Consider the following 21,200-nt stretch of genomic DNA (forward strand, 5'->3'; position numbering starts at 1 on the left):
GCCGTTCAGCCCATGAAAGTGTCGCGCAGCTTGTCGAAGAACGTCGGCTGCTGACGGTGCGGCTCGACGCGGACTTCGCCGCGCGCCTTGGCCAGCTGCTCGAGGAGGCTGCGCGAGGTCTCGTCCAGCTTCTTGGGGATCTCCACATCCACGTGCACGTGCATCGCGCCGCGACCCGAGCGCTGCAGGTGACCCACGCCGAGCCCCTCCAACACAATGTCGTCGTTGGGCTGCGTGCCGGCGTTGATCGTCACCGTCTTCTTGCCGTCCAGCGTGTCCAGCTCGAACTCGGTGCCCAGGGCGGCGGTCGTCATCGGGATCGTGATCCACGTGTGCAGGTCGTCCCCGCGACGGTCGAAGACAGGGTGCTTCTTCTCGCGGATCAGCAGGTACAGGTCGCCGTTCGGGCCGCCGCCCAGGCCGACCTCCGCCTCGCCACTCACGCGGATCTGCGTGCCCTCGCTGGCGCCGGCCGGAATGTTGATGTTGAGGGTGCGGCGCGTGGGAATGCGTCCCGCGCCGGAGCACTCCGTGCAGGGCTGGGCGATCGTGGAGCCGAACCCCTGACACGTGGGGCAGGGAGCCTGGGTCTGCATGCGCCCAAAGAGCGAGTTCTGGATCTGCGTGACGAAACCGGAACCGTGGCAGGTTGTGCACTGCTCGGGGGAGGTGCCCGGCTGGCACATCGCTCCGTGGCAGGTGTCGCACAGGACGTGCGTCTTGAAGGAGACTTCCTTCGCGGCGCCGAATGCTGCGTCCTCGAGGGTGATGTCGACGGTGACCTGCTGGTCTTTGCCGCGTCGCACGCGCGAGGCCGGGCCCTGCGAGGAGGCGCCGAAGCCACCGGTGAACATGGCCTCGAAGATGTCGGAGAAGCCCGTGAAGGGGGCGCCCCCACCCGCGCCGCCGCCGCGCAAGGCGTCGGGGCCGCCGATGTCGTACATCTGGCGCTTCTCGGGGTCGGACAGGGTCTCGTAGGCGACCGACAGCTCCTTGAAGGCTTCCTCCGAGTCAGCACCCGCGTAGTCGGGGTGGAGCTTACGCGCCAGCTTGCGGTACGCCTTCTTGATCTCGTCCTGGCTGGCGTCTCGAGCGACGCCGAGGACCTCGTAGTAGTCTCTCACGCTTGCTGTTCCTTCTCGTGGGGGGCGTTCATTGGGCTCTGGTGTGCGGTACGCATGGTCAGTTGTCCGCCTCTCGGGCCAGGTACCGGGACAGGTAGGCGGCGACGGCTCGCACGGAGCTCATGGTGCGCGCGTAGTCCATCCTCATGGGGCCCACGATGCCCAGGTGGGCGGAGCCGCCGCTCTCGTCCGCGCCGGCCCGGTAGGTGCCCGTGACGACGGCTGCCTCGGCCAGGGCGTCGTGCGGATTTTCCGCGCCGATGCTCACGTGCAGGTCTTCGTCGGGGTCTGCCTCGGAGAAGAGGCGCATGAGGACGACCTGCTCTTCGAGCGCGTCCAGGACGGGGGCGATGTCACGGAAGTCGAGGGCGCCGCGCGCCAGGTTGGCGGCTCCGGCGACGACGATCTTTGCCTCTCCCGCGCCGGTGAGCACCTCGGTGAGCGCGGAGCCGACCGCGACGACGGCCGCCGCGAGTTCGGGCCTGGACGAGGCCGTGGCGGCGTCCACGCAGGAGCGCGCGGTCTGCGAGGTCGTGGCGTCACAGTGGGTGCGCAGATGGTCGCGCACGGCGCGCAGCTGGGCGTCGTCAAGGGGCGTGTCGAGGGTGAGGGTCCGCTCCCCCACCTCACCGTCTGTCGTGATGACGACGATGAGGACGCGCCCCGGCGCGATGGCGAGGACCTCGAGGTGTTTGAGGGTGCGCACGCGCGAACCCGGGTACTGCACGAGGGCAACCTGGTGGGTGACCTGCGCGAGGAGGCGGACGGAGCGTTCCACGACGTCGTCGATGTCGACGGACTCGGACAGGAAGGTCTCCAGGGCCTGGCGTTCCGGGGCGCTCATGGGCTTGAGCTGGGCAAGGCGGTCGACGAAGACGCGGTAGCCGCGGTCGGTCGGGACCCGGCCAGCGGAGGTGTGCGGCTGGTAGATGAGGCCCGCTTCCTCCAGGACCGCCATGTCGTTGCGGATCGTCGCGGAGGAGACGCCCAGTCCCCCAGCTGCGATGGCTTTGGAGCCGACTGGTTCGCGGGTGGCCACGTACTGGGTGACGATGGCCCGCAGGACGTCGAGCCTGCGGCTTTGCGCGCTGTTGCGTGCCATGTCACTCCCTCCGTCCTGGCACTCTCTCTTTCTGAGTGCCAATGCTACCCCCCGCGCGCGAGCGGCGGCGACCCGGACGGGGCACCGAGCGTGCGCTCATTGCGAACCTCACGGCACGCATGTGCATCACTGCGCCCAGGGCACCGTCACGAAGTCGATGAGCTCCTCGACGCGGCCGAGCAGGGCGGGCTCCAGGTCGCGATAGGTGCGCACGGTGGACAGGATTCGCTTCCACCCCATCGCGATATCGCGCTGGTCGGCGTGCGGCCAGCCGAGTGCGTCCAGCGTGCCATGCTTGATATCAATGCCTCGCGGCACGTCGGGCCAGGCGCGCAGGCCCACGCGCTCGGGCTTGACGGCCTGCCAGATGTCGACGAAAGGGTGCCCGAGCACCAGGACAGCGCCCGGCCAGCGCGCCGAGACGGCCTCGGCGATACGCGATTCTTTCGAACCGGGCACCATGTGGTCGACAAGCACACCCGCGCGGGCGGTGTCGGTGGGGCCGAAGACCTCAAGGACATCCTCGAGATTGTCCACGCCCTCGAGCAGCTGGACGGCGATGCCGGCCGCGGCCAGATCCTCGCCCCACACGTGCTGGACGAGCTCGGCATCGTGGCGGCCCTCCACCCAGATTCGCGAGCGTTTGGCGACCGTGGGGGCGCTGGAGGCTGGCGCAAAGGACCCCGAATTGGTGATCCGGCGACCCGAGGCGCTCAGCTGCACCCCGGGCGAGGCCGGGGCTGTCTTGGGCTTGGGAGGAAGGGCCTCGATGGGGCGCCCGTCGAGCCAGAAGCCGGGACCGAGGGGGAAGGAGCGACGCACCCCGCGCCGATCTTCGAGCTCGACCAGGTAGACACCGCCGGACTTTTCGACGCGTGTGACCGCACCGACCCAGCCCGATCCCACGTCTTCGAGGACCATGCCGATCTCGACATGAACAGCCACCGATCGGGGGCGACGCGCTCCCGGTCCGTCGCGGTGCGGGTCGTGGGCGAAGATGTCATGCCCGTAGGGGTCTGTTGTTCTCACCCGGCATACTCTAGCGGCGAGGCGCTCACGGCTGGAAAGTGACGCGAATGAACATCGCCACGAGCGCGGCGAGGATCCAGGAGGAGACCGACCCAATCAGGAACTCTTCGGCCTTCTCACCCGAGGAGTCCTGGGAGATTTCCGGGAAGCGAATAACACCCTTGGCGGCGACGACGGCGGCGATCGCAACCTGCGCGTCCGCTCCCGCGAGGACGATGATCAGAAGGCGCTCAAGGGGGCCGATCCAGCGCCCGCCGCGCAGGGCGGGCCCCTTATCGTCGCCCGGGTTGTCCTGCGCGGCGATGATCGGCAGGGAGCTCGGGGTCAGCGGAGCTTCCTCATCGCCCGCCGACTCCGCCGCGTCCTCCTGTGTCGCCGCGTCCTGAACACTGGGCATCGCCGGCAGCACGGGCGCGTTGATCCATCCGGGGACCGGCTCCGTCGCGCGCCCGCGGGCACACATGAGGATGGCCGTGATCAGGTGATTGACGGGGCCGGTCGCCAGGAAGAGCACCGCGATGATGAGGTCGATCGAGCGCCCGCTGCGCAGCGACAGGTGAGGAAAGTTATCCGCGTTCAGGCTCATGAGGGTCAGGAAGCCGAGCGTCGCGAGCGCCCAGCGCGCGAGCACCGAGCGGGCGGATCCGTCAGCCAGGTCCCATCCGAACCAGATAATGGCGAGCACCGTCGCGATGGTGATGGCGACCAGGCTCACGCCCAGGACAAACCACGAGTAGCACGCGACTGCGGTGATCAGCGTCAGAAAGACGATGAGGCGGCGCGACCACCGTCGAGGGTCGGACGTCAGGAGGACGGTGAGCTCCGAGGCAGCGATGCCCAGGAGTAGCGTTTCATGCACGGGCGGCCTCCGCGATGAGGAGAGACGACTGGATAAGCCCCGCTCCCGTACCGCGAGCGAAGTCGGAAATGGCCTGCTGTGAGAGCTTCTCAACGCGGGCGATTTCCACCTGCGTCTTGCCCAGCAGCAGCGAGGCGGTGATGCGGCGATGACGGGCCGACAGCTTGAGGATCGCGTGGTCGCGCAGGCTCAGCAGCGCATTGACACTGGTCTGGCAGCTCGAGGACATGTAGCTTTCGACGGAGGCATGAGCCACGAACCAGGTGCGAATGAAGGGGTTCGAGGAGTCTTGGACGTCGTGTGCGCGGTTGATCGCGGAGCGCGCCGCCCACCACGCCGATCCGTCCTGGAGGGAAGCACCCTCCCCCGCCCGCAGGCGCGAGGGAGCCTGGCGATGTACGCCGGAGGAGAACTCCTCAATACGCCCGGCGCCGATACCAAAGCGAAGCTGAAGCTGGGGCGGAAGCAGAAGCTGGGCACGCAAGGTGAAGAGCAACGCATCTTCGAGCGTGTACGCAACCGCTTGGAACTCGTCGCCCACCGTCGGATAGGGAGCTTCGAGGAGGGCCAGCCCCTCCGCCGCCCTCTCGAGGGCTGCTTCAAAGATTCCCTGAGCCTCTGCACGATTGGTCAACGTACGAGAGCCCACGATGTCAGCAATGACAGCGTATCGCAGAGTCACAGTCCCACACTTTTCCTTGTATCTGAACCTCAACAAGCGCCTTTGCGGAGGGGGCCTATTGATAGCTCGGCTTCACATGACACCTCTAGGCAAACATACTTCAACCAGGATGTCAACATTATCGAGAGCTTCCACAAGCTTGTCACATCACCGACGTGCCCCATCTGACAAATGGCGAGTATCGGTAACCACAGACTTGCTTGTTTCGGCGTAAATACAAGCAAGTTTGTTATTTGTCTGGACAATTACGAATATTGACCAAATAGTGTGGATTATGCCTCACACGGGCCGCGCGCCCTCAGTAGCCCATCAATTCACGCGTCACATAGTCCGCCAGCAAGCGCCCACGCAACGTCAAGCAGGCCCGCCCACGCAGCGCGGCAGCTCCATCGACCAGTCCGTCCGCGATGAGCGATGCGACGCGCCCACCCGCGGACACGCTCGGACAGCCAGCCCCGGCCTCGTGCCCCGACGCGGCGCCCGGCAACCCATCGAGCTCGACGCCCTCCGACGTGCGCAACCCCAGCATGACACGCTCAAGCTCGCGCTCCTCCTCGCCCAGAATCTCCCCCGCGGCCGCCGGCGAGACGCCCGCGTGCAGGCGACCGGCATAGGCGCCCGGATTCTTCACGTTCCACCAGCGCATCCGCCCCACGTGCGAGTGCGCGCCCGGACCGAAACCCCACCAATCCCAGTCACGCCAGTACGCCAGGTTATGCCGCGACGCGTGCTCAAACGTCGTCGAGGCGCGCCCAGAGGCACGATCCGACGCGCTCACGCGAGCGAAATTCGAAATCTCATACCAGGCATACCCCGCCCCGCCCAGGAGCGCGTCAGCAAGCTCGTATTTCGTCGCCTCATCATCGGGGTCGGGGCTCGGCAGCTCGCCCCGCGCTACCTGCGCGCCCATCTTGGTCCCCTCCTCCACGACCAACGCGTAGGCGCTGATGTGATCGGGGTCGTAAGACAGGGCCGCGCGCACCGAGGTCTCCCAATCCTCAAGGCTCTCCCCCGGCGTCCCGTAAATGAGGTCAACGGACGTGCTCAGCCCCGCGTCCTTCGCCCACTCGATCACGAGAGGCACACGCTCGGGCACATGAGTGCGATCCAGGGTCGCCAAGATAGCCGGGACCGCGGACTGCATGCCGAAGGACACGCGCGTAAAACCCGCATCGGCCAGCACCCGCAGATCGCCCCGCGTGACCGTGTCGGGATTCGCCTCCAGGGTCACCTCGGCGCCGGCTGCAATCCCGATACGCTCGCGCAACCCCGCCAGAATCTCACTCAGCTCCGCCGCATCCAGCATCGTCGGCGTCCCGCCACCGAAAAACACGGTTTCGGCCGCGCGGTCGGGCAATCCCGCCTCCGCCATCACGCGGGCGGCGAGCGAGGCTTCCGACAGCACCGACGGCGCGTAGTCACCGACCTGCGCCCCCGGCCCAAAGCCCACCGTGTACGTGTTGAAGTCACAGTAGCCGCAGCGCACGCGGCAAAACGGCACGTGGACATACAGGGACAGGGGACGCCCCCGCTCCGCCTCAACGAGGCCGGGGTCCAGCGAGCCGTTCTCCGGCCACCGCGTTCCGTCGGGTTGAGCGGGACTCATGCGTGCCCGTCAGCCGCGCGGGCGGCGCACGCCGACGATGTCGTGGGCATGGCGACCCGCGTCAATACCGCGCGTCTCGAAGTGGGTGACGACGCGCCCGTCGTAGCGCGGCGCGAAGCCGCCACGCGCGGGCTGGGGATCCGCCGGGTCCGGGCGCTCCCCCGCGTGCGGGTTCTCGAAAAGCTCACATGCCTCCACGACGTCGCGCATCTGCCAGGCGTAGTCATCCCAGTCCGTCGCCAGGCGCCAGACAGCCCCATCGCGCAGGAGGCGCGCAACCTCGAGAGCAAACGCGTCCGAGACGAGGCGGCGCTTGCGATGGCGGGCCTTGCGCCACGGATCCGGGAAGAAGGTCCACACCTCGTCGAGACACGCCTCCCCGAGCATAATGGGCAGCGCCTGTGCAGCGTCCGCCTCGATGACGCGAATATTGTCCACGTCGGCCTCGACGGCCTTGGAGATCAGCTTCGCGATGCCCGGAACCCACACCTCGAGGGCCAGGAAGTTGCGCTCGGGGTGCGCCGAGGCCGCCGCGACGATCTGCTCACCCGTGCCCGACCCGATCTCGAGGGTGACGGGGGCACGGCGCCCGAAGAGCTCGGCCAGATCCAGCGTGAAATCCTGCGCGACCGTCGTGTAGCCGACGCCGCGACGCGGCTCGACCACGTAACGGTGGGCGTGCGCCTCCCACGTGCGAGCCAGATTCGCGGGCAGCTCGCGCGTTCGGCGCGTGAAAGACTTCGTGCGGCTCATGAAAACCGTGCCCTCGGGGGCCTCGCCCGGACGAGCCGCGCACTGGCCGACGGGAGCGTGTCCCTCCACGGCCTCGTTCATCTGATCCACGATCACTTCTTGCCCGTCGGCACGTCGGAAGTCAGAGCGGCGATGAACGCCTCCTGCGGCACGTCCACGCGGCCGATCGACTTCATACGCTTCTTGCCTTCCTTCTGCTTCTCCAGCAGCTTGCGCTTACGGCTGATGTCGCCGCCGTAGCACTTGGCGAGCATGTCCTTACGCAGCGCCTTGATGGTCTCGCGGGCGATGACGCGCGCGCCGACCGCGGCCTGGACCGGGATCTCGAACTGCTGGCGAGGAATAAGTTCCTTCAGGCGCTTGGTCATGCGCTGACCGTAGGCGTAGGCGCCGTCGCGGTGCACGATCGCGCTGAACGCGTCCACGCGGTCGCCGTTGAGCAGAATGTCGACCTTGACCAGGTCCGCGCTCTGCTCGCCACTTTCCTGGTAGTCCAGGGAGGCGTAGCCGCGCGTGCGCGACTTGAGCTGATCGAAGAAGTCAAAGACGATCTCGGCCAGGGGCAGCTGGTAGTGCAGCTCGACGCGATCCTCGCTCAGGTAGTCCATGCCCTGCATCGAGCCGCGTCGATCCTGGCACAGCTCCATGATCGTGCCCGTGAACTCCGTGGGCGTCAGGATCGTCGCGTTCACGATCGGTTCACGCACCTCAGCGATCTTTCCCTCGGGGAACTCGCTGGGGTTGTCGACGCGTACCTCGGTGCCGTCCTCCGTCACGACGCGGTAGACGACGTTCGGGGCGGTCGCGATCAGGTCCAGGTTGAACTCGCGCTCCAGTCGCTCTCGGATGATCTCCAGGTGCAGCAGCCCCAGGAAGCCGCAGCGGAACCCAAAGCCCAGGGCCGCCGAGGACTCCGGCTCGAAGGTCAGGGCCGCGTCGTTGAGCTGGAGGCGTTCCAGCGCGTCTCGCAGGTCCGGGAAGTCCGAGCCATCCACCGGGTAGATACCCGAGAAGACCATCGGGTTAGGATCGCGGTATCCGGCGAGCGCCTCCGTCGCGCCGCGCACCTGGCTGGTGACAGTGTCGCCCACGCGGGACTGACGCACGTCCTTCACGCCCGTGATCAGGTAGCCCACCTCTCCGGCGCCAATCCCCTCCTCGGGCTTGGGCTCGGGCGAGATGACGCCCAGCTCGAGGAGCTCGTGCGTGGCGCCCGTGGACATCATGCGCACGCGCTGACGGGTCGACAGCACGCCATCGACCACGCGGACGTATGTCACCACACCGCGGTAGGTGTCGTAGACGGAGTCGAAGATCATGGCTCGCGTCGGCGCATCGGGGGCACCCTCGGGGGCGGGAACGACCTCGACGATTCGGTCGAGGAGCTCCTCAACACCCTCACCGGTCTTACCCGAGACCTTCAGGACCTCGTCCTCGTCGCAGCCGATCAGCTGGGCGACCTCGTGCGCATACTTCTCGGGCTGGGCGCCGGGCAGGTCGATCTTGTTGAGCACCGGGATGATCGCCAGGTCGTTCTCGAGGGCCAGGTACAGGTTCGCGAGCGTCTGAGCCTCGATGCCCTGCGCGGCGTCGATCAGGAGGACCGCGCCCTCGCAGGCGGCCAGAGAGCGGGACACCTCGTAGGTGAAGTCCACGTGTCCGGGCGTGTCGATCATGTTGAGGGCGTAGGGGGTTTCCTCATACGCCCACGGCATGCGCACGGCCTGACTCTTGATCGTGATGCCGCGCTCGCGTTCGATGTCCATGCGATCGAGATACTGGTCGCGCATCTCGCGTGCCTCGACGACGCCGGTCAGCTGGAGCATACGGTCCGCGAGCGTCGACTTCCCATGATCGATGTGAGCGATGATGCAGAAGTTACGGATCTGCGCCTGCGGGGTGTGGGACGGGCGGATCTGCGCCTGCTGCGCGGGCGTGGGGATGGGCACGTGTACCTCCGTGAAGTCGTTAACCTCTTTATCGTCCCATTGACGTGCCCTGTTGTGCGACTTATGGGGCGGGAGGTCGCGCACAGGAGCCCAGCCTCACACCGCTAGCGGAAATCCTCCCCGGTGATGCCAACCTCGGCGAGCAACGCCACAGCCTCGCTCATGTCGCACTCGTCCCAGTCGTCGGGATGGTCGGCCTGGAGCTTGCGGGCGATCGACATGGCTTTCTCCTCGTCTCCGCGCAGGGTGGCCAGCATCAGCAGGATCGTTCGAATGCGGGCCGTGAACTCGTCACGGTCCCCGAGGTACCTGCGGCAGTCCTCGGCAAGGACCGTCCACAGGCCCTCCCCCGCCTCCCGATCCCCGCCCATCCAGGTGTTGCGCGCGATCTCGTTGCGCAGCCGCAACACCCTCCAATCGCCGCGGTCGGTGATGCGCAGCAGCGCCTCCATGTTGATCTCGTACAGGTGGAGAGCCTCCTCGTACTGGCGGTCCGCCGACAAGACCTCGGCGAGGTTGTCGCGCACCGTCAGCACCGTCATATCCTCCGCCTCGCACTGAGGTTCCATGTCGGCCAGGAGCTCGCGGTACACGCGCGCGGCTTTCGCCCACTTGCCAGTGCTCTTCCACGGCATGGCGGAGTTGTTGCGGATCGCGAATGCCAGCTGAGGATCCAGATTCGGGCAGCTTTTGACGTCGGCCACCAGGGCGGAGAACTTGCGCGCGGCCATGTCTTCGCACCCCAGAACGGCCAGCCAGTAGGCCTCGGAGTTACGCAGCATGAGAATGAGCGGATGGTCGCGCTCGAGGTAGCACGCACCGAGGCGAGCCGCGTCGGCCGCCACCTTGCGGCACTGCCCGAAGGCGCCCAGGGCGGCGTGCCAGTCGATGCAGAGCTTGGCGGCCTCGAGGCGCAACTCGATCGAGGCCCCCTCGTTATCGAAGGCGTCGCGCGCGTGATCGAGGGCGCACTCCAGCCTCCCTGATTGGGCACTACGAAGGGCCGCCCCCAGGCAGGCTCGGGCCTGCATGTCCGCCTCTGGTGCCGGGGCATCGCTCGGGCGCCCGAAGGCGTCCAGGGAGACGGTCATTCCATGAATCGTTGCGGTCGACATCGTTGTCACCTGTCTTTCAGTAGGAAGTTGTTCCGCGAACACATCCAGAGTGACACCTAAACGCACCGACTGTCACGCGCCCGAACGGACCCTGTGGATAACTCGCGTCTTCGACGGACCTGTGGATAACTGCTGTTCGATTCGGCTCACGTATGCTGGTGCCATGAATTCATTCGTCACCGGAGTTGTGCGCGCTCTCGCCGAGTTCATCTCGACCCTGAGCTCGTCGAGCAGCGACCCCTCAACCACGGACACGACCGCCACGCGCCAGGAGAACGCCCCACGGCCTCGTTCGACCACGAGCACGCCAACCCACCCCCACGAGCCCTCCGACCGTTCGCGCCCGCACGGCTCCTCGCAGCATCAGGATCCGGCGACCTCGAAGCGCCCCCGCACCTCCATCCGCGAAGCCAGCATCGCCGACGCGCTCGCCCACGCCTCCTACCAGCCGATCATGGACGGCGACGCCGACCCTGGCGAGGTCGTGTGGACATGGGTGCCCTACCAGGAGGACACGTCCGTCGGCAAGGACCGCCCCGCCGTCGTCATCGGCGCCCAGGGTGAGGGCGTCTACCTCCTGCAGCTGACCAGCAAGGACCATTCGCGCGACGCCGCCGAGGAGGCCGCTGCCGGACGCTACTGGTTCGACATCGGATCGGGCGCGTGGGACCCGAAGGGCCGCCCCTCCGAGGTGCGCCTCGATCGCGCCCTGTGGGTCAAGGCCACCGACGTGCGCCGCGAAGGCTCGATCCTGCCGGAGGTCACCTGGCGACGCATCGTCGACGCGCTCGAGGAGCACCACCGCACCCACGGCGGCTAACGCGCCACAACGACAACGCACCGGCCGCGACGGGCGCTCACGCCCCGGCGACCGTACCCACGTGACCGACCTTACGAGGCATTGGCGGGCATCGGGGCATGACGCGGGGCCCCGCTGCTGGTATGCTTGGCCGTTGGACTCCCGGCCTGGTCGGGCAGGGGGTCTGGTTAGGACCGTTTGCGGGTGTCCCCACGCCTAAGTCCCGGTCTTGACACAGCCCTCACCGACCCTGTCAGACATACATCAAGGAGAAATCCGACTGTGGCAAACATTAAGTCCCAGAAGAAGCGCATCCTCACCAACGAGAAGCGCCGCGTTCGCAACCAGTCCGTGAAGTCCGAGCTCAAGACTCTGGTGCGCCAGACCCGCGAGGCCGTCGAGGCCGGCGATAAGGACAAGGCTCTGGCCGCCCTGCGCGTTGCCTCGCGCAAGCTGGACGTCGCCGTCTCCAAGGGCGTCATCCACAAGAACCAGGCCGCGAACCGCAAGTCCAAGCTTGCTCGTCGCGTCGCCTCGATCGCTGACTGATCGCAGACGCTTTCGTTTGACGCATAGCGGGTCGCCCTTCGGGGCGGCCCGCTGTCGTATACCCCCTCTCCCCCATCGCGTGCGCAGGCGTTTAGGAACCACCCCGAAGGCTTCCACGCGCCTACGCCGCCCACTCACGCAGACGTCGCCAACGACCACGCTCGTTGGTTCCTTGCGCCACACGGCTCACGCACAGCCCCTATCCGATGCGTTGCGCGCATGACGAAGCCCCGACCTCGTCAATACGAGGCCGGGGCAGAGCGAAGGAGCTTCGCGAACTCTAGTCGAGCTCGAAGGCACCCGTGTAGAGCTGGTAGTACACGCCCTTCTGAGCGATCAAGTCGTCGTGGCTGCCGCGCTCAATGATGCGCCCCTGCTCCAGGACCATGATCGCGTCCGAGTTACGCACCGTCGAGAGACGGTGGGCGATCACGAAGACTGTGCGTCCCTCCATCAGGTTGTCCATGCCCGCCTGCACGAGCGCCTCGGTGCGTGTGTCGATCGAAGACGTCGCTTCATCCAGGATCATCGCCGGCGGATCGGCCACGGCGGCGCGGGCAATCGACAGCAGCTGGGCCTGCCCCTGGGACAGGTTGGAGCCGTTACCCGTCAGCATCGTGTCGTATCCGTCCGGCAGACGCCGGATGAAGGAGTCCGCGTTGGCCAGCTTCGCGGCCTCAATGCACTGCTCGTCCGTGGCGTCCAGGCGGCCGTAGCGGATGTTGTCCATGACCGTGCCCGTGAAGAGCTTGACGTCCTGCAGGACGACGCCGAGGGAGCGACGCAGGTCCGACTTGCGGATCTTGTTGATATTGATGCCGTCGTAGCGGATCTTGCCGTCGGCGATGTCGTAGAAGCGGTTGATCAGGTTCGTGATCGTCGTCTTGCCGGCGCCCGTCGCGCCCACGAAAGCGATCTTCTGGCCCGGCTTCGCCCACAGGGAGATGTCGTGCAGGACCTCCTTCTTGCCATCGTAGGAGAAGTCCACGCCCTCCATGACGAGTTCGCCGCGCAGGCGCGTGTACGTGACGGTGCCGTCCGCCTGGTGGGGGTGACGCCAGGCCCAGATTCCGGTACGTTCCTCGGTCGGCTCGACCGAGCCGTCGGGCAGCTCGCGGGCCCTCACGAGTGTCACGTACCCGTGGTCTTCCTCGGGTTCTTGGTCGATGAGGGCGAACACGCGCCCCGCGCCCGCCATGCCGAGCGCGATCATGGGCACCTGCATCGACATCTGTCCGATCGTCTGCGAGAAGTTACGGACCATGCCCAGGAAGGACACGACGATGCCGACCGTGATGACGTCGATGCCGATAAGGTGAATATTCGGCGTCTGTTCGAGGATCATGACGCCGCCGACGATCGCGATGACGACGTACATGATGTTGCCGATGTTGCCCAGGGCGGGCATCAGCACGTTGCCGTAGACGTTCGCCTTCTGCGAGGAGTCGAAGAGCTTCTGGTTGTACTCGACGAACTCGTCCTTGGCGTCCTGCTCGTGGTTGAAGACCTGGACGACCTTCTGGCCGTCCATCATCTCTTCGATGAAGCCCTCTTCGTCCGCCAGGGCCGCCTGCTGGGCCTTCATGAAGCGACCCGACAGCCCGCCGAGCCTTCCGGTCAGGAACGCCATGAGGGCGCCCACCACGAGGACGACGAGGAAGAGCCACACGGAGTAGTAGAGCATCGTGGCGATGAGCACGACAATGGTCAGGCCCGACTGGATGAGCGTCGGGATCGACTGACCGATCAGCTGGCGTATCGCGTCCGTGTCGTTCGTGAAGGTCGACATGATCGCGCCGTGCGGGTGCGTGTCGAAGAAGCGCAGGGGCAGGCGTTCCATGGAGTCGAACATGTCGTCTCGCATGTGCTTGAGCGTCCCCTGGGTCACGATCGCCATGGCGCGGGTGTAGATGAAGTTACCGATGACGCCGGCGCTGAAGATGACGCCCATGGTGACGACGAGGCGCACGAGGGTGCCACGCACCGCGTCGAAGCCGGACTCGAGGCCCGGCGTCACGACATTATCGACGATCTGCTGCATGAAGATCGAACCGACCGCCGAGGCCACGGCGGACGTAATGATGCACACGACCGTCAGGCTGATGCGCACCGGGTAGTGACGGAAGACGTATCGCAGGAGACGGCCGAAGGGACGATCGATGCCTTCGAGCTTCTCGCCATCGTCGATCCGGGAGTTGCGCGCGCGTGCCATGTCAGGCCACCTCGCTTTCACTCGCGGCGTTCTGGGACTCGTAGATCTCGCGGTACTCCCCGCCCGCCGCCATCAGCTCCTCATGGGTGCCGCGTTCCTTGATGCGGCCATCGTCCAGCACGATGATCTGGTCGGCGTGGCTCACCGAGGAGAGGCGCTGGGCGATGATGATTGTCGTCGTGCCCGGGATCTCGGTCTCGAAGGCGCTTCGAATCAGCGAATCCGTCCTGGTGTCCACTGCGGAGGTGGAGTCGTCCAGGATGAGGATTTTGGGGGTCTTCAGGAGCGCGCGTGCGATGCACAGGCGCTGCTTCTGGCCGCCAGAGACGTTGGTGCCGCCGCGCGCGACCACGTAGTCGTAGCCGCCGGGCAGCTGCTGAATGAACTCGTCGGCCTGGGCGAGCTTGCAGGCGCGCTCGATCTGTTCGTCGGTGGCCTCCGGGTTGCCCCAGCGCATGTTGTCCTTGATGGTGCCGGAGAAGAGCACGTTCTTCTGCAGGACGACGGAGACGGCGTCGCGCAGGGCGCCCAGGTCGTAGTCGCGCACGTCGCGCCCGCCGACCTTCACGGAACCTTCGGAGACGTCGTAGAGTCGACAGATCAGCTGGATGAGCGAGGTCTTGGAGGAGCCCGTGCCGCCCACGATACCGAGCGTTTGCCCGGACTCGACGCGTAGGTTGATGTCGGACAGCGCGTTTTCTTCGGCGTTCTGGGAGTACTTGAAGGACACGCCGTCGAAGACGACGGAGCCATCCGCGACGTCCGTGGCCCCGCCGGCCGGAGAGGTCAGGGAGGGGGCGTGGGTGAGGACCTCGGCGATGCGGTGCGCGGATTCGGCGGCCATCGTCGTCATGACGAAGATGAAGGCGAGCATGAGCATCTGGGAGAGGATCTGGATGCCATAGGTGATGAGGGCGGTCAGGCCGCCCTTCGTCAGCTCGGTTGCCCCCGAGTTCACGATGATCGAGGCGCCCACGTAGTCGACGGCCGTGATTGCGGCGAAGATGAAGAACATCATGACGGGGCTGTTGAGGGCGATGAGCTTCTCAGCGTTCGTGAAGTCCTTGCGCACGTCGGCGGAGGCGTGGCGGAACTTGGTGGTCTCGTGTTCCTCGGTGACGAAGGACTTGACCACGCGGATCGCGGCGACGTTTTCCTGCACGGAGTTGTTCAGGGCGTCGTACTTCTTGAAGATGCGACGGAAGATCGGGAAGGCGACCAGCACGATGACCGCCAGGATGATGGCGAGCAGCGGCACCATTCCCAGGAAGATGAGAGCCATCGACGAGTTGATGCGCCACGCCATGACGATGGAGAAGATGATCATGAGCGGCACGCGCACGGCGATGCGGATCATCATGCCGAAGGCGTTTTGGACGTTCGTGACGTCGGTCGTCATGCGGGTGACCAGCGAGGACGTGGAGAAGCGGTCGATGTCGGCGAAGGAGAAGTCCTGCACCTTAAAGAAGAGGTCCTGACGCAGGTTCTTGGCCAGGCCCACCGACGCGGTCGCCGCGAAGCGAGCGGACAGGATTCCGCAGGTCAGCGAGGCGAAGGCCAGGCCCATGAGGATCGCGCCCAGGCGAAGGACGGGGGTCAGCGTGTCGCCATCGAGTGCATCCACCAGCGAGACCATGGTCAGCGGGATCAGGCACTCGAGGATGACCTCCCCGATGATGAACAGCGGGGTCAGGATCGAGGGAGTTGTGAACTCCCGCAGTCGGCCCAGCAAGGTTCGAATCGTCTTCATGTATCTCCTCAGTTCCTTCGGGTTTCGGTCGCTTCATCGACGAGACCGGAGCAGCTCTCAGCGCCCGTGCAGCCTGCAGATGGTGATAATGGCTTTTTCGATGGCGCGCTGCGGGTCCCGCGAGGCACCCTTCGTTTCGGCGTCGGCGGTGGCGATGGCGCCGAATGCGCCGGCCAGGGAGGCGTCGGACCATCCGCGCAGCTCACGCCGGGCCCGGTCGACCTGCCAGGGCGCCATCTTGAGAGCGGAGGCGGCCCCGCCGATGGATACCTTCGCCATGGCGCGGAACTTCATCGCCAGGGCTGCGACGAGCACCTGCGGGGCGATGCCGGTCGCAAAGGCGTGCCGGGCGAGGGTCAGGGCTTTCGCGGAGTTGCCGGCAACAGCGGCGTCGGCCACGTCGTAGCCGGTGGCCTCGACGCGACCCGCCTGGTAGCGGCGCACGTCTTCGAGTGTGATGCGCCCGCTCACGTCGGAGAGCAGCTGAGACAGGGCGCCCGCCATGGCACGGGGGTCGTTGCCGAGCGCGTCGACGAGGGCTTGCTGCGCCTCGGTGTCCATCTGCCGACGGGCGGCCCGCACGTCGGAGGCGATGAGCGCCAGCTTGTCGCGGTCGTTTTTCAGCGGGTCGGCGGGGATCACCGGCCACTTGGCCTTCGCGATCGCGTCGGTGACTTTCTTGCCGCGGGCGTTGCCGCCGGGGTGGGCCAGGAACATCCATACGTCGGGCGCGGGGGCGGCCGCGTAGGCGATCAGGTCGGCGGCGAGCGCGTCGCTCATGGTCTCCAGGTCCCGGATGATGACCATGCGGGATTCGCCGAACAGGGAGGGTGAGGCGATGACGTCGATCTGCCCCGCCTGGTAGGTGGCGGCGTTGATGTCCGTGCGTTCCAGGTTCGGGTCGGCCTGGTAGGCCAGGGCGCGCAGCCGGTCGAGGGCGCGGTCGACGAGGAGCCCCTCGGGCCCCTTAATCAACACGATGGGGGCCAGCGTGATCTGGGCTGGTGCCGCCGGTCGAGATCCGCGTGCTGCCACGTCTTCCTGCCTTTCGACGCGATGGTAACTCCCTAAGTCTGCCACCGCGGGCGCTCATCTGCGTCCGCCTTGGCCCTGGGCGGACACAAGTCGTGGCAGGTGTCACCACCTCGTGCCCCATGCGCGTTGACATCGCGTCAAGGAGCCGGGGCACGCCGGGCGATACCCCGCCGAGATACCCCTACCCCGCGCTGGCCGCGCCGAGCCGCTCACGGGTCCCGGGCCTCGTCCATGAGGGGCAACACCCAGCGTTTCCACGCCCGCCACGCCACCCATCCAAGTCCCGCGCACCCGTAGATGCTCAGGAGTGTCGTTCCCCCGCCGGGCACCCGAATCCCCGCTCTGGGCATCCCGGCGAAGAATCGCGCGGCTCCAGCGATCCAGCCGGTCGCCCAGGAGGCAACGCGCGCACAGGCGCTCGACATGGGAGGGCTGATCGGCGCGAGGAGGGCACCCGACAGGCCCGCGAGCGTAGCCACGGGCACGGCGGGCTCGGCGGCGACGTTGGCGCCAATCCCCCACACGGGGACGGTTCCGGACAGAGAGACGATGAGGGGCGCGGTGAACAGCTCGGCCAGGGCGGGCACGCACACCAGTTCGGCCAGGCGGCGCAGGGCTTTCCCGACCCGCGTGTCGCCCCTGACACGCCGCTTGACCCCTCGTGCGAGAGCGGCGCAGGGTCCCACGACGGCCAGGGCCGCGAGCGCGGACAGCGCGAATCCGTAGGATCGGGAGGCCCAGGGGTCGATGAGGAGTGTCGCGGTGACGACCGTGCACAGCGCCGCGATGGCTTGTCCCTCGCGCCCGAGCACCAGGCCCAGGGAGGCGACTGAGGCGACGCAGACGGATCGGAGCACGGATGCTTCGGGGCCGACGAGGATGACGATGGTGGCCAGGACGAGGATCGTTGCTCCGACGCGCAGGGGCTTGCGCGCGGGCAGGAGGAGGTTGAGGGTGGCCAGGATGATGACGATGTGGGAGCCGGATATGGCCGTCAGGTGTGTCAGGGAGGTGGCTGTCATGGCGTCGGCGAGGTCGGATGGCACCAGTCGGTCGTCGCCGATGGACATTCCTGGGACGAGTCCGCGTGCGTCGCGTGGCAGGGTCTGGCACACGTCCGCGAAGGCGCTGTGCGTGTCGCGTCTCCAGGCGTCGAGTCCGCCGGGGCGCTCGATGAGCCGGGCGTTGCGGGCTCGGATCGTCCCCACGGATGGCGCCTCTGCGGCGAATGTGGTGTCCAGGGTCCCATCGAGCTCGTACACATCGCCGCGTGCTGCGTCCCGCCATGAGGGAGCGCTGACCAGGGCGGTGGCGCCGGAGGTCAGCCACCGCTGCCCCACCTCGACCGCGAGGATCCTCACGCGTGCTCGGCGCCTCGTCGACAGTCCCGACGAGGCCGGGGCGGGATCGCGCATCAGGAGTACCTTCGCGTGGATGGGCCCGGAGCCCGTGTGTGCGGGATCGGCTTGGTAGGAGCGGCCCGCCGCCGACGAGACAGCGAGCGCGCAGGCGCTGGCGGTGAGGAGGAGGGCGGAGGCCAGGCGGAGGGATCGAGGCGGGGTCAGGGCGTGCCGGGGAGGTCGGGCGTGTCGGTGTATCCACGCGTAGGAGGCGGCGCATGCGGTAGCGGCGAGCACGCAGGCGGCGATGAGTGGCCAGGGGACGGGGTGGGCGGTAGCCCACCAGCTGGCGGCCCAGGCGGCAATCGCTGTGGGCATGAGGCGGAGGTCGACCATGCGTGGAGCCCTGACTTCGGTCATGGGCAGACCCCGGGTCGTATTTTTTCGATGAGGCTGGGGCCGATGCCGGGCACCTCGTCGAGCGCGTCGACGGAGGAGATGTGGGGGTGGGTTGTGCGGTACTCGATGATGCGGGAGGCCAGGGCGGGGCCGATTCCGGGCAGTGTTTGCAGGTCGGTGGCGGTGGCGGTGTCGAGGCGCACGCATGCCTGCGTGGGGGCTTCGCCTGGTGCTGTGGTTGTCTCGGGTTCCCCGATGAGTCCGACGTGGATGTGTTCTCCGTCGACGAGTGGGCGCGCGAGGTTGATCGTGTCGAGGTTGGCGTCCTCGCGTGCTCCGCCAGCGGCGGTGATCGCGTCGACGACGCGGGAGGAGGCGGGCAGGGTGAGGACTCCGGGGGTTGTGACTGCCCCCGAGACGTAGACGATGACCTGGTCGGTGGCGGGGGTGTTGGTCGGCGTGTTGGCACCTCGGCTGGTGGGGGTTTGGGTCCCCTGCTCCTGCGTGTCGGCTTCCTGGTGAGCGGATTGCTCGGCCTCCCGCGCGGCGGCGTGTTCGACGGCCGTCGCGTGGCGCCACACGCCGATACAGGCGAGGAGGACGAGGACGATGAGGAGGGCGGCCGCGGTGGCGCCTCCGGGTAGGAGGCGCAGGGCAGTGGGTTCGGGTGGTTCGTCTTCTTGCAGCGCGCTGTCGTAGACGGCCTTGGTCAGGGCCGCCATCCTGCGGCGCGCGAGCCATCGTGGAGGGTTCATTCGTCGACGCTATGCCTGCTGCGCCGCCGGTGTCGCGCCGGATTCGTGCCCCTGTGGATAACTGCGACGCGGCCAGTGGGCCTGTGGATGGACGCCACAGCGCGATGACCTCCCTGAACGAGCGTGAGACAGACGTCCCAAGGGATACTGTTCCAGTAACGACGAAGCCCCGGGCGCGATGCGCCCCAGCCCCGAAAGACACCACCATGAGTGAGAACATCGAGGACCTCAAGGCGCAGCTCGCCGCAGCAGAGGCGGCAGCGAAGGCCGCCGAGGCCGAAGCCGCACGCGCGAAGGCCGAAGCCTTACGTCTCCAGCTCGAAGCCGCCAGCTCCGCAGCCGCGGCTCCCACCACCCCGGCCTCGTCCCCCAGCGGCGACCTGTCCGCTTTCGCCACCCAGATTCTGGCCGCCTACTCGTGGGATGTCCCGGCCATCACGATCGGTACGCTGATCGACGGCGGCGCGCGCGTGCCCGGCGTCAGCGCGGCGATGCCGGTGCCCATGTTCAACCGCCACCTCCTGGTCGCGGGCGCGACGGGCACGGGCAAGACCCGCACTCTGCAGCTCCTGGCCGAGGGGCTGTCGGCGGCGGGCTCCTCCGTGCTCCTGTGCGACGTCAAGGGCGACCTCACGGGCCTGGGCGAGGCCGGCGCGAGCTCCGAGAAGCTCCTAGCCCGCACGGCCGCCAACGGTCAGGAGTGGGCGTCCTCGTCGTTCCCGATCGAGCTGCTGAGCCTGGGCGGGGCGGACTCGCAGTTCCCGGGCGTACCCGTGCGCGCCGAGGTCTCCGACTTCGGCCCGATCCTCCTGGCCCGCGCCCTGTCCCTGAACACGACCCAGGAGCAGGCCCTGCAGCTGATCTTCGCGTGGGCGGACGGCCAGGGCCTGGAGCTCGTGGACCTGCCGGACCTGCGCTCCGTCATCTCCTTCCTGACGTCGGATGAAGGCAAGGAGGAGCTGGCCACCATCGGCGGCCTCTCCAAGGCCACCGCCGGCGTTATCCTGCGCGCCCTGACCGCCCTCGAATCCCAGGGCGGCGGCCAGTTCTTCGGGGCCCCCGGCTTCGACACCGCCGACCTGATGCGCTCCGATTCAACGGGCCGGGGCATCATCTCCCTGCTGGGCGTCGGCGATATCTCTTCGCGCCCGGCCCTGGTCAGCGCGGTCATCATGTTCCTGCTGGCGAACCTCTTCGCGACCCTGCCCGAGGTCGGCGACGCACCCCGCCCCAAGCTCGTGTTCTTCTTCGACGAGGCCCACCTGCTCTTCGCGGACGCCACCAAGGAGTTCGAGCGCCAGGTCGTCCAGACCGTGCGCCTGATCCGCTCCAAGGGCGTGGGCGTCGTCTTCGTGACGCAGACCCCCAAGGACATCCCCTCCGACGTGCTGGCACAGCTGGGCTCGCGCATCCAGCACGGCCTGCGCGCCTCCACGCCCGACGACTTTAAGAAGCTGAAGGCGACCGTGCAGACCTTCCCGACAACCAGCCTCGAGCTGGACGAGGTTCTCACGACGCTGGGCACGGGCGAGGCCGTGGTGACGGTGCTGGACCCGAAGGGTAACCCGACGCCGGTCACCCCCGTCGGCATCTGGGCGCCCGCCTCCGTCATGGGCCCCGCCTCCGCCGACACGATCGCCCGCATCAACCAGTCCAGCGCCATCATGGGACGCTACCGTGACGCCGTGAACCCGGACTCCGCCGAGGAGAAGCTGGCGCGTCGCGCGGAGGAGGCCCAGGCCGCCCGCCAGGAAGCAGCCGCGCGGGAGGCGGCCGCCAAGGAGGAGGAGAAGGCCCGCAAGGAGGCCGAGAAGGCGGCTGAGAAGGCAGCAAAGGAAGCGGAGAAGGCCGCCGCCAAGGAAGAGGCCGCCCGCCAGAAGGAAATGGAGAGACTGCGCCGCCAGGCCGACAAGCAGGCGGAACGCGAGGAGGCCGCGCGCCAGCGCGCCGCCGAGCGTCGCGCACGCCAGGTCGAAAACGCCCTCGGGTCGGTACTGCGCACCGCCGGACGCGAGATCACCCGTTCCATCTTCGGGACGCGCAAGCGCTGAGGCGCACGTTCTCGCCGTTTCCCCCTCACGAGGCCGGGGCTGAGGTCGCCGTTTCAGGTGCCTTCGCCCCGGCCTCGTCTCACAGTGCGAC

The 21,200-nt window shown here is 67.4% G+C and carries 17 protein-coding genes; 3 read left to right on the plus strand and 14 right to left on the minus strand.

What is annotated here, in order from left to right:
- Nucleotides 1-5 precede the first annotated feature (5 nt).
- The 9 genes from dnaJ to HMPREF1138_RS03150 all read right to left on the minus strand — a co-directional run bounded on the left by dnaJ (nt 6) and on the right by HMPREF1138_RS03150 (nt 10,228).
- Complete coding sequence (dnaJ, locus tag HMPREF1138_RS03110) at nt 6-1,124, minus strand: molecular chaperone DnaJ (protein ID WP_009056423.1); 1,119 nt, start codon at nt 1,122-1,124, stop codon at nt 6-8.
- 58 nt (nt 1,125-1,182) lie between these two features.
- Nucleotides 1,183-2,226, minus strand: a complete 1,044-nt coding sequence (gene hrcA, locus HMPREF1138_RS03115) for a heat-inducible transcriptional repressor HrcA (protein ID WP_009056394.1) — start codon at nt 2,224-2,226, stop codon at nt 1,183-1,185.
- Between the two features lie 126 nt (nt 2,227-2,352).
- Nucleotides 2,353-3,147 carry a DUF3097 family protein gene (locus tag HMPREF1138_RS03120; protein ID WP_009056450.1) on the minus strand — a complete coding sequence of 265 codons (795 nt, stop codon included), beginning with the start codon at nt 3,145-3,147 and terminating at the stop codon, nt 2,353-2,355.
- Nucleotides 3,148-3,280: 133 nt separating this feature from the next.
- Nucleotides 3,281-4,114, minus strand: coding sequence for a hypothetical protein (locus HMPREF1138_RS03125; RefSeq protein WP_009056409.1), 834 nt, complete (start codon nt 4,112-4,114; stop codon nt 3,281-3,283).
- Nucleotides 4,107-4,796, minus strand: coding sequence for a SatD family protein (locus tag HMPREF1138_RS03130; RefSeq protein WP_009056446.1), 690 nt, complete (start codon nt 4,794-4,796; stop codon nt 4,107-4,109). The genes HMPREF1138_RS03125 and HMPREF1138_RS03130 overlap by 8 nt, the downstream gene beginning before the upstream one ends.
- 298 nt (nt 4,797-5,094) lie before the next feature.
- Entirely contained in the window at nt 5,095-6,402 is a 1,308-nt protein-coding gene (hemW, locus tag HMPREF1138_RS03135) for a radical SAM family heme chaperone HemW (protein WP_009056398.1), read from the minus strand.
- Nucleotides 6,403-6,411: 9 nt separating this feature from the next.
- On the minus strand, nt 6,412-7,236 hold the full coding sequence (trmB, locus tag HMPREF1138_RS03140; protein WP_081495960.1) for a tRNA (guanosine(46)-N7)-methyltransferase TrmB: 825 nt from the start codon (nt 7,234-7,236) through the stop codon (nt 6,412-6,414).
- 11 nt (nt 7,237-7,247) lie between these two features.
- Entirely contained in the window at nt 7,248-9,104 is a 1,857-nt protein-coding gene (lepA, locus tag HMPREF1138_RS03145) for a translation elongation factor 4 (protein ID WP_009056456.1), read from the minus strand.
- 104 nt (nt 9,105-9,208) lie between these two features.
- Nucleotides 9,209-10,228, minus strand: a complete 1,020-nt coding sequence (locus HMPREF1138_RS03150) for a hypothetical protein (RefSeq protein WP_009056415.1) — start codon at nt 10,226-10,228, stop codon at nt 9,209-9,211.
- A 154-nt stretch (nt 10,229-10,382) separates the two neighbouring features.
- Between HMPREF1138_RS03150 and HMPREF1138_RS03155 the strand changes: the two genes are divergently transcribed.
- Both HMPREF1138_RS03155 and rpsT read left to right on the plus strand, forming a co-directional pair.
- Nucleotides 10,383-11,039, plus strand: coding sequence for a type II toxin-antitoxin system PemK/MazF family toxin (locus HMPREF1138_RS03155; RefSeq protein WP_009056427.1), 657 nt, complete (start codon nt 10,383-10,385; stop codon nt 11,037-11,039).
- 261 nt (nt 11,040-11,300) lie between these two features.
- Nucleotides 11,301-11,567 (plus strand): 30S ribosomal protein S20, encoded by a 267-nt coding sequence (rpsT, locus tag HMPREF1138_RS03160; RefSeq protein ID WP_009056395.1) that lies wholly within the window; start codon nt 11,301-11,303, stop codon nt 11,565-11,567.
- A gap of 280 nt (nt 11,568-11,847) precedes the next feature.
- Here the strand turns inward: rpsT and HMPREF1138_RS03165 are convergent, their stop codons facing one another.
- The 5 genes from HMPREF1138_RS03165 to HMPREF1138_RS03185 form a co-directional block, all read right to left on the minus strand.
- The gene (locus tag HMPREF1138_RS03165) at nt 11,848-13,779 is read right to left on the minus strand and encodes an ABC transporter ATP-binding protein (RefSeq protein WP_009056435.1); all 1,932 of its coding nucleotides are present in this window, start codon (nt 13,777-13,779) and stop codon (nt 11,848-11,850) included.
- Nucleotide 13,780: 1 nt separating this feature from the next.
- Nucleotides 13,781-15,529 (minus strand): ABC transporter ATP-binding protein, encoded by a 1,749-nt coding sequence (locus HMPREF1138_RS03170; protein WP_009056448.1) that lies wholly within the window; start codon nt 15,527-15,529, stop codon nt 13,781-13,783.
- 57 nt (nt 15,530-15,586) lie between these two features.
- The gene (holA, locus tag HMPREF1138_RS03175) at nt 15,587-16,564 is read right to left on the minus strand and encodes a DNA polymerase III subunit delta (protein WP_009056405.1); all 978 of its coding nucleotides are present in this window, start codon (nt 16,562-16,564) and stop codon (nt 15,587-15,589) included.
- A 209-nt stretch (nt 16,565-16,773) separates the two neighbouring features.
- The gene (locus tag HMPREF1138_RS03180) at nt 16,774-18,300 is read right to left on the minus strand and encodes a ComEC/Rec2 family competence protein (protein WP_009056443.1); all 1,527 of its coding nucleotides are present in this window, start codon (nt 18,298-18,300) and stop codon (nt 16,774-16,776) included.
- A 20-nt stretch (nt 18,301-18,320) separates the two neighbouring features.
- Nucleotides 18,321-19,058: a ComEA family DNA-binding protein gene (locus tag HMPREF1138_RS03185; RefSeq protein ID WP_238318597.1), complete on the minus strand. Its 738-nt coding sequence runs from the start codon at nt 19,056-19,058 to the stop codon at nt 18,321-18,323.
- Between the two features lie 206 nt (nt 19,059-19,264).
- Between HMPREF1138_RS03185 and HMPREF1138_RS03190 the strand changes: the two genes are divergently transcribed.
- Nucleotides 19,265-21,109, plus strand: a complete 1,845-nt coding sequence (locus HMPREF1138_RS03190; protein ID WP_009056419.1) for a helicase HerA-like domain-containing protein — start codon at nt 19,265-19,267, stop codon at nt 21,107-21,109.
- Nucleotides 21,110-21,200 lie beyond the last annotated feature (91 nt).

The sequence above is a fragment of the Actinomyces sp. ICM58 genome, from assembly GCF_000283035.1.
Lineage (GTDB): Bacteria > Actinomycetota > Actinomycetes > Actinomycetales > Actinomycetaceae > Pauljensenia.

Excerpts from the sequence above, each read along its gene's own strand:
- HMPREF1138_RS03170 (WP_009056448.1), bottom strand. The coding sequence starts at position 15,529 with ATGAAGACGATTCGAACCTTGCTGGGCCGACTGCGGGAGTTCACAACT.
- HMPREF1138_RS03165 (WP_009056435.1), bottom strand. The coding sequence starts at position 13,779 with ATGGCACGCGCGCGCAACTCCCGGATCGACGATGGCGAGAAGCTCGAA.
- hrcA (WP_009056394.1), bottom strand. The coding sequence starts at position 2,226 with ATGGCACGCAACAGCGCGCAAAGCCGCAGGCTCGACGTCCTGCGGGCC.
- hemW (WP_009056398.1), bottom strand. The coding sequence starts at position 6,402 with ATGAGTCCCGCTCAACCCGACGGAACGCGGTGGCCGGAGAACGGCTCG.
- HMPREF1138_RS03190 (WP_009056419.1), top strand. The coding sequence starts at position 19,265 with ATGAGTGAGAACATCGAGGACCTCAAGGCGCAGCTCGCCGCAGCAGAG.
- HMPREF1138_RS03180 (WP_009056443.1), bottom strand. The coding sequence starts at position 18,300 with ATGGTCGACCTCCGCCTCATGCCCACAGCGATTGCCGCCTGGGCCGCC.
- HMPREF1138_RS03155 (WP_009056427.1), top strand. The coding sequence starts at position 10,383 with ATGAATTCATTCGTCACCGGAGTTGTGCGCGCTCTCGCCGAGTTCATC.
- HMPREF1138_RS03185 (WP_238318597.1), bottom strand. The coding sequence starts at position 19,058 with ATGAACCCTCCACGATGGCTCGCGCGCCGCAGGATGGCGGCCCTGACC.
- HMPREF1138_RS03120 (WP_009056450.1), bottom strand. The coding sequence starts at position 3,147 with ATGGTCCTCGAAGACGTGGGATCGGGCTGGGTCGGTGCGGTCACACGC.
- trmB (WP_081495960.1), bottom strand. The coding sequence starts at position 7,236 with ATGAACGAGGCCGTGGAGGGACACGCTCCCGTCGGCCAGTGCGCGGCT.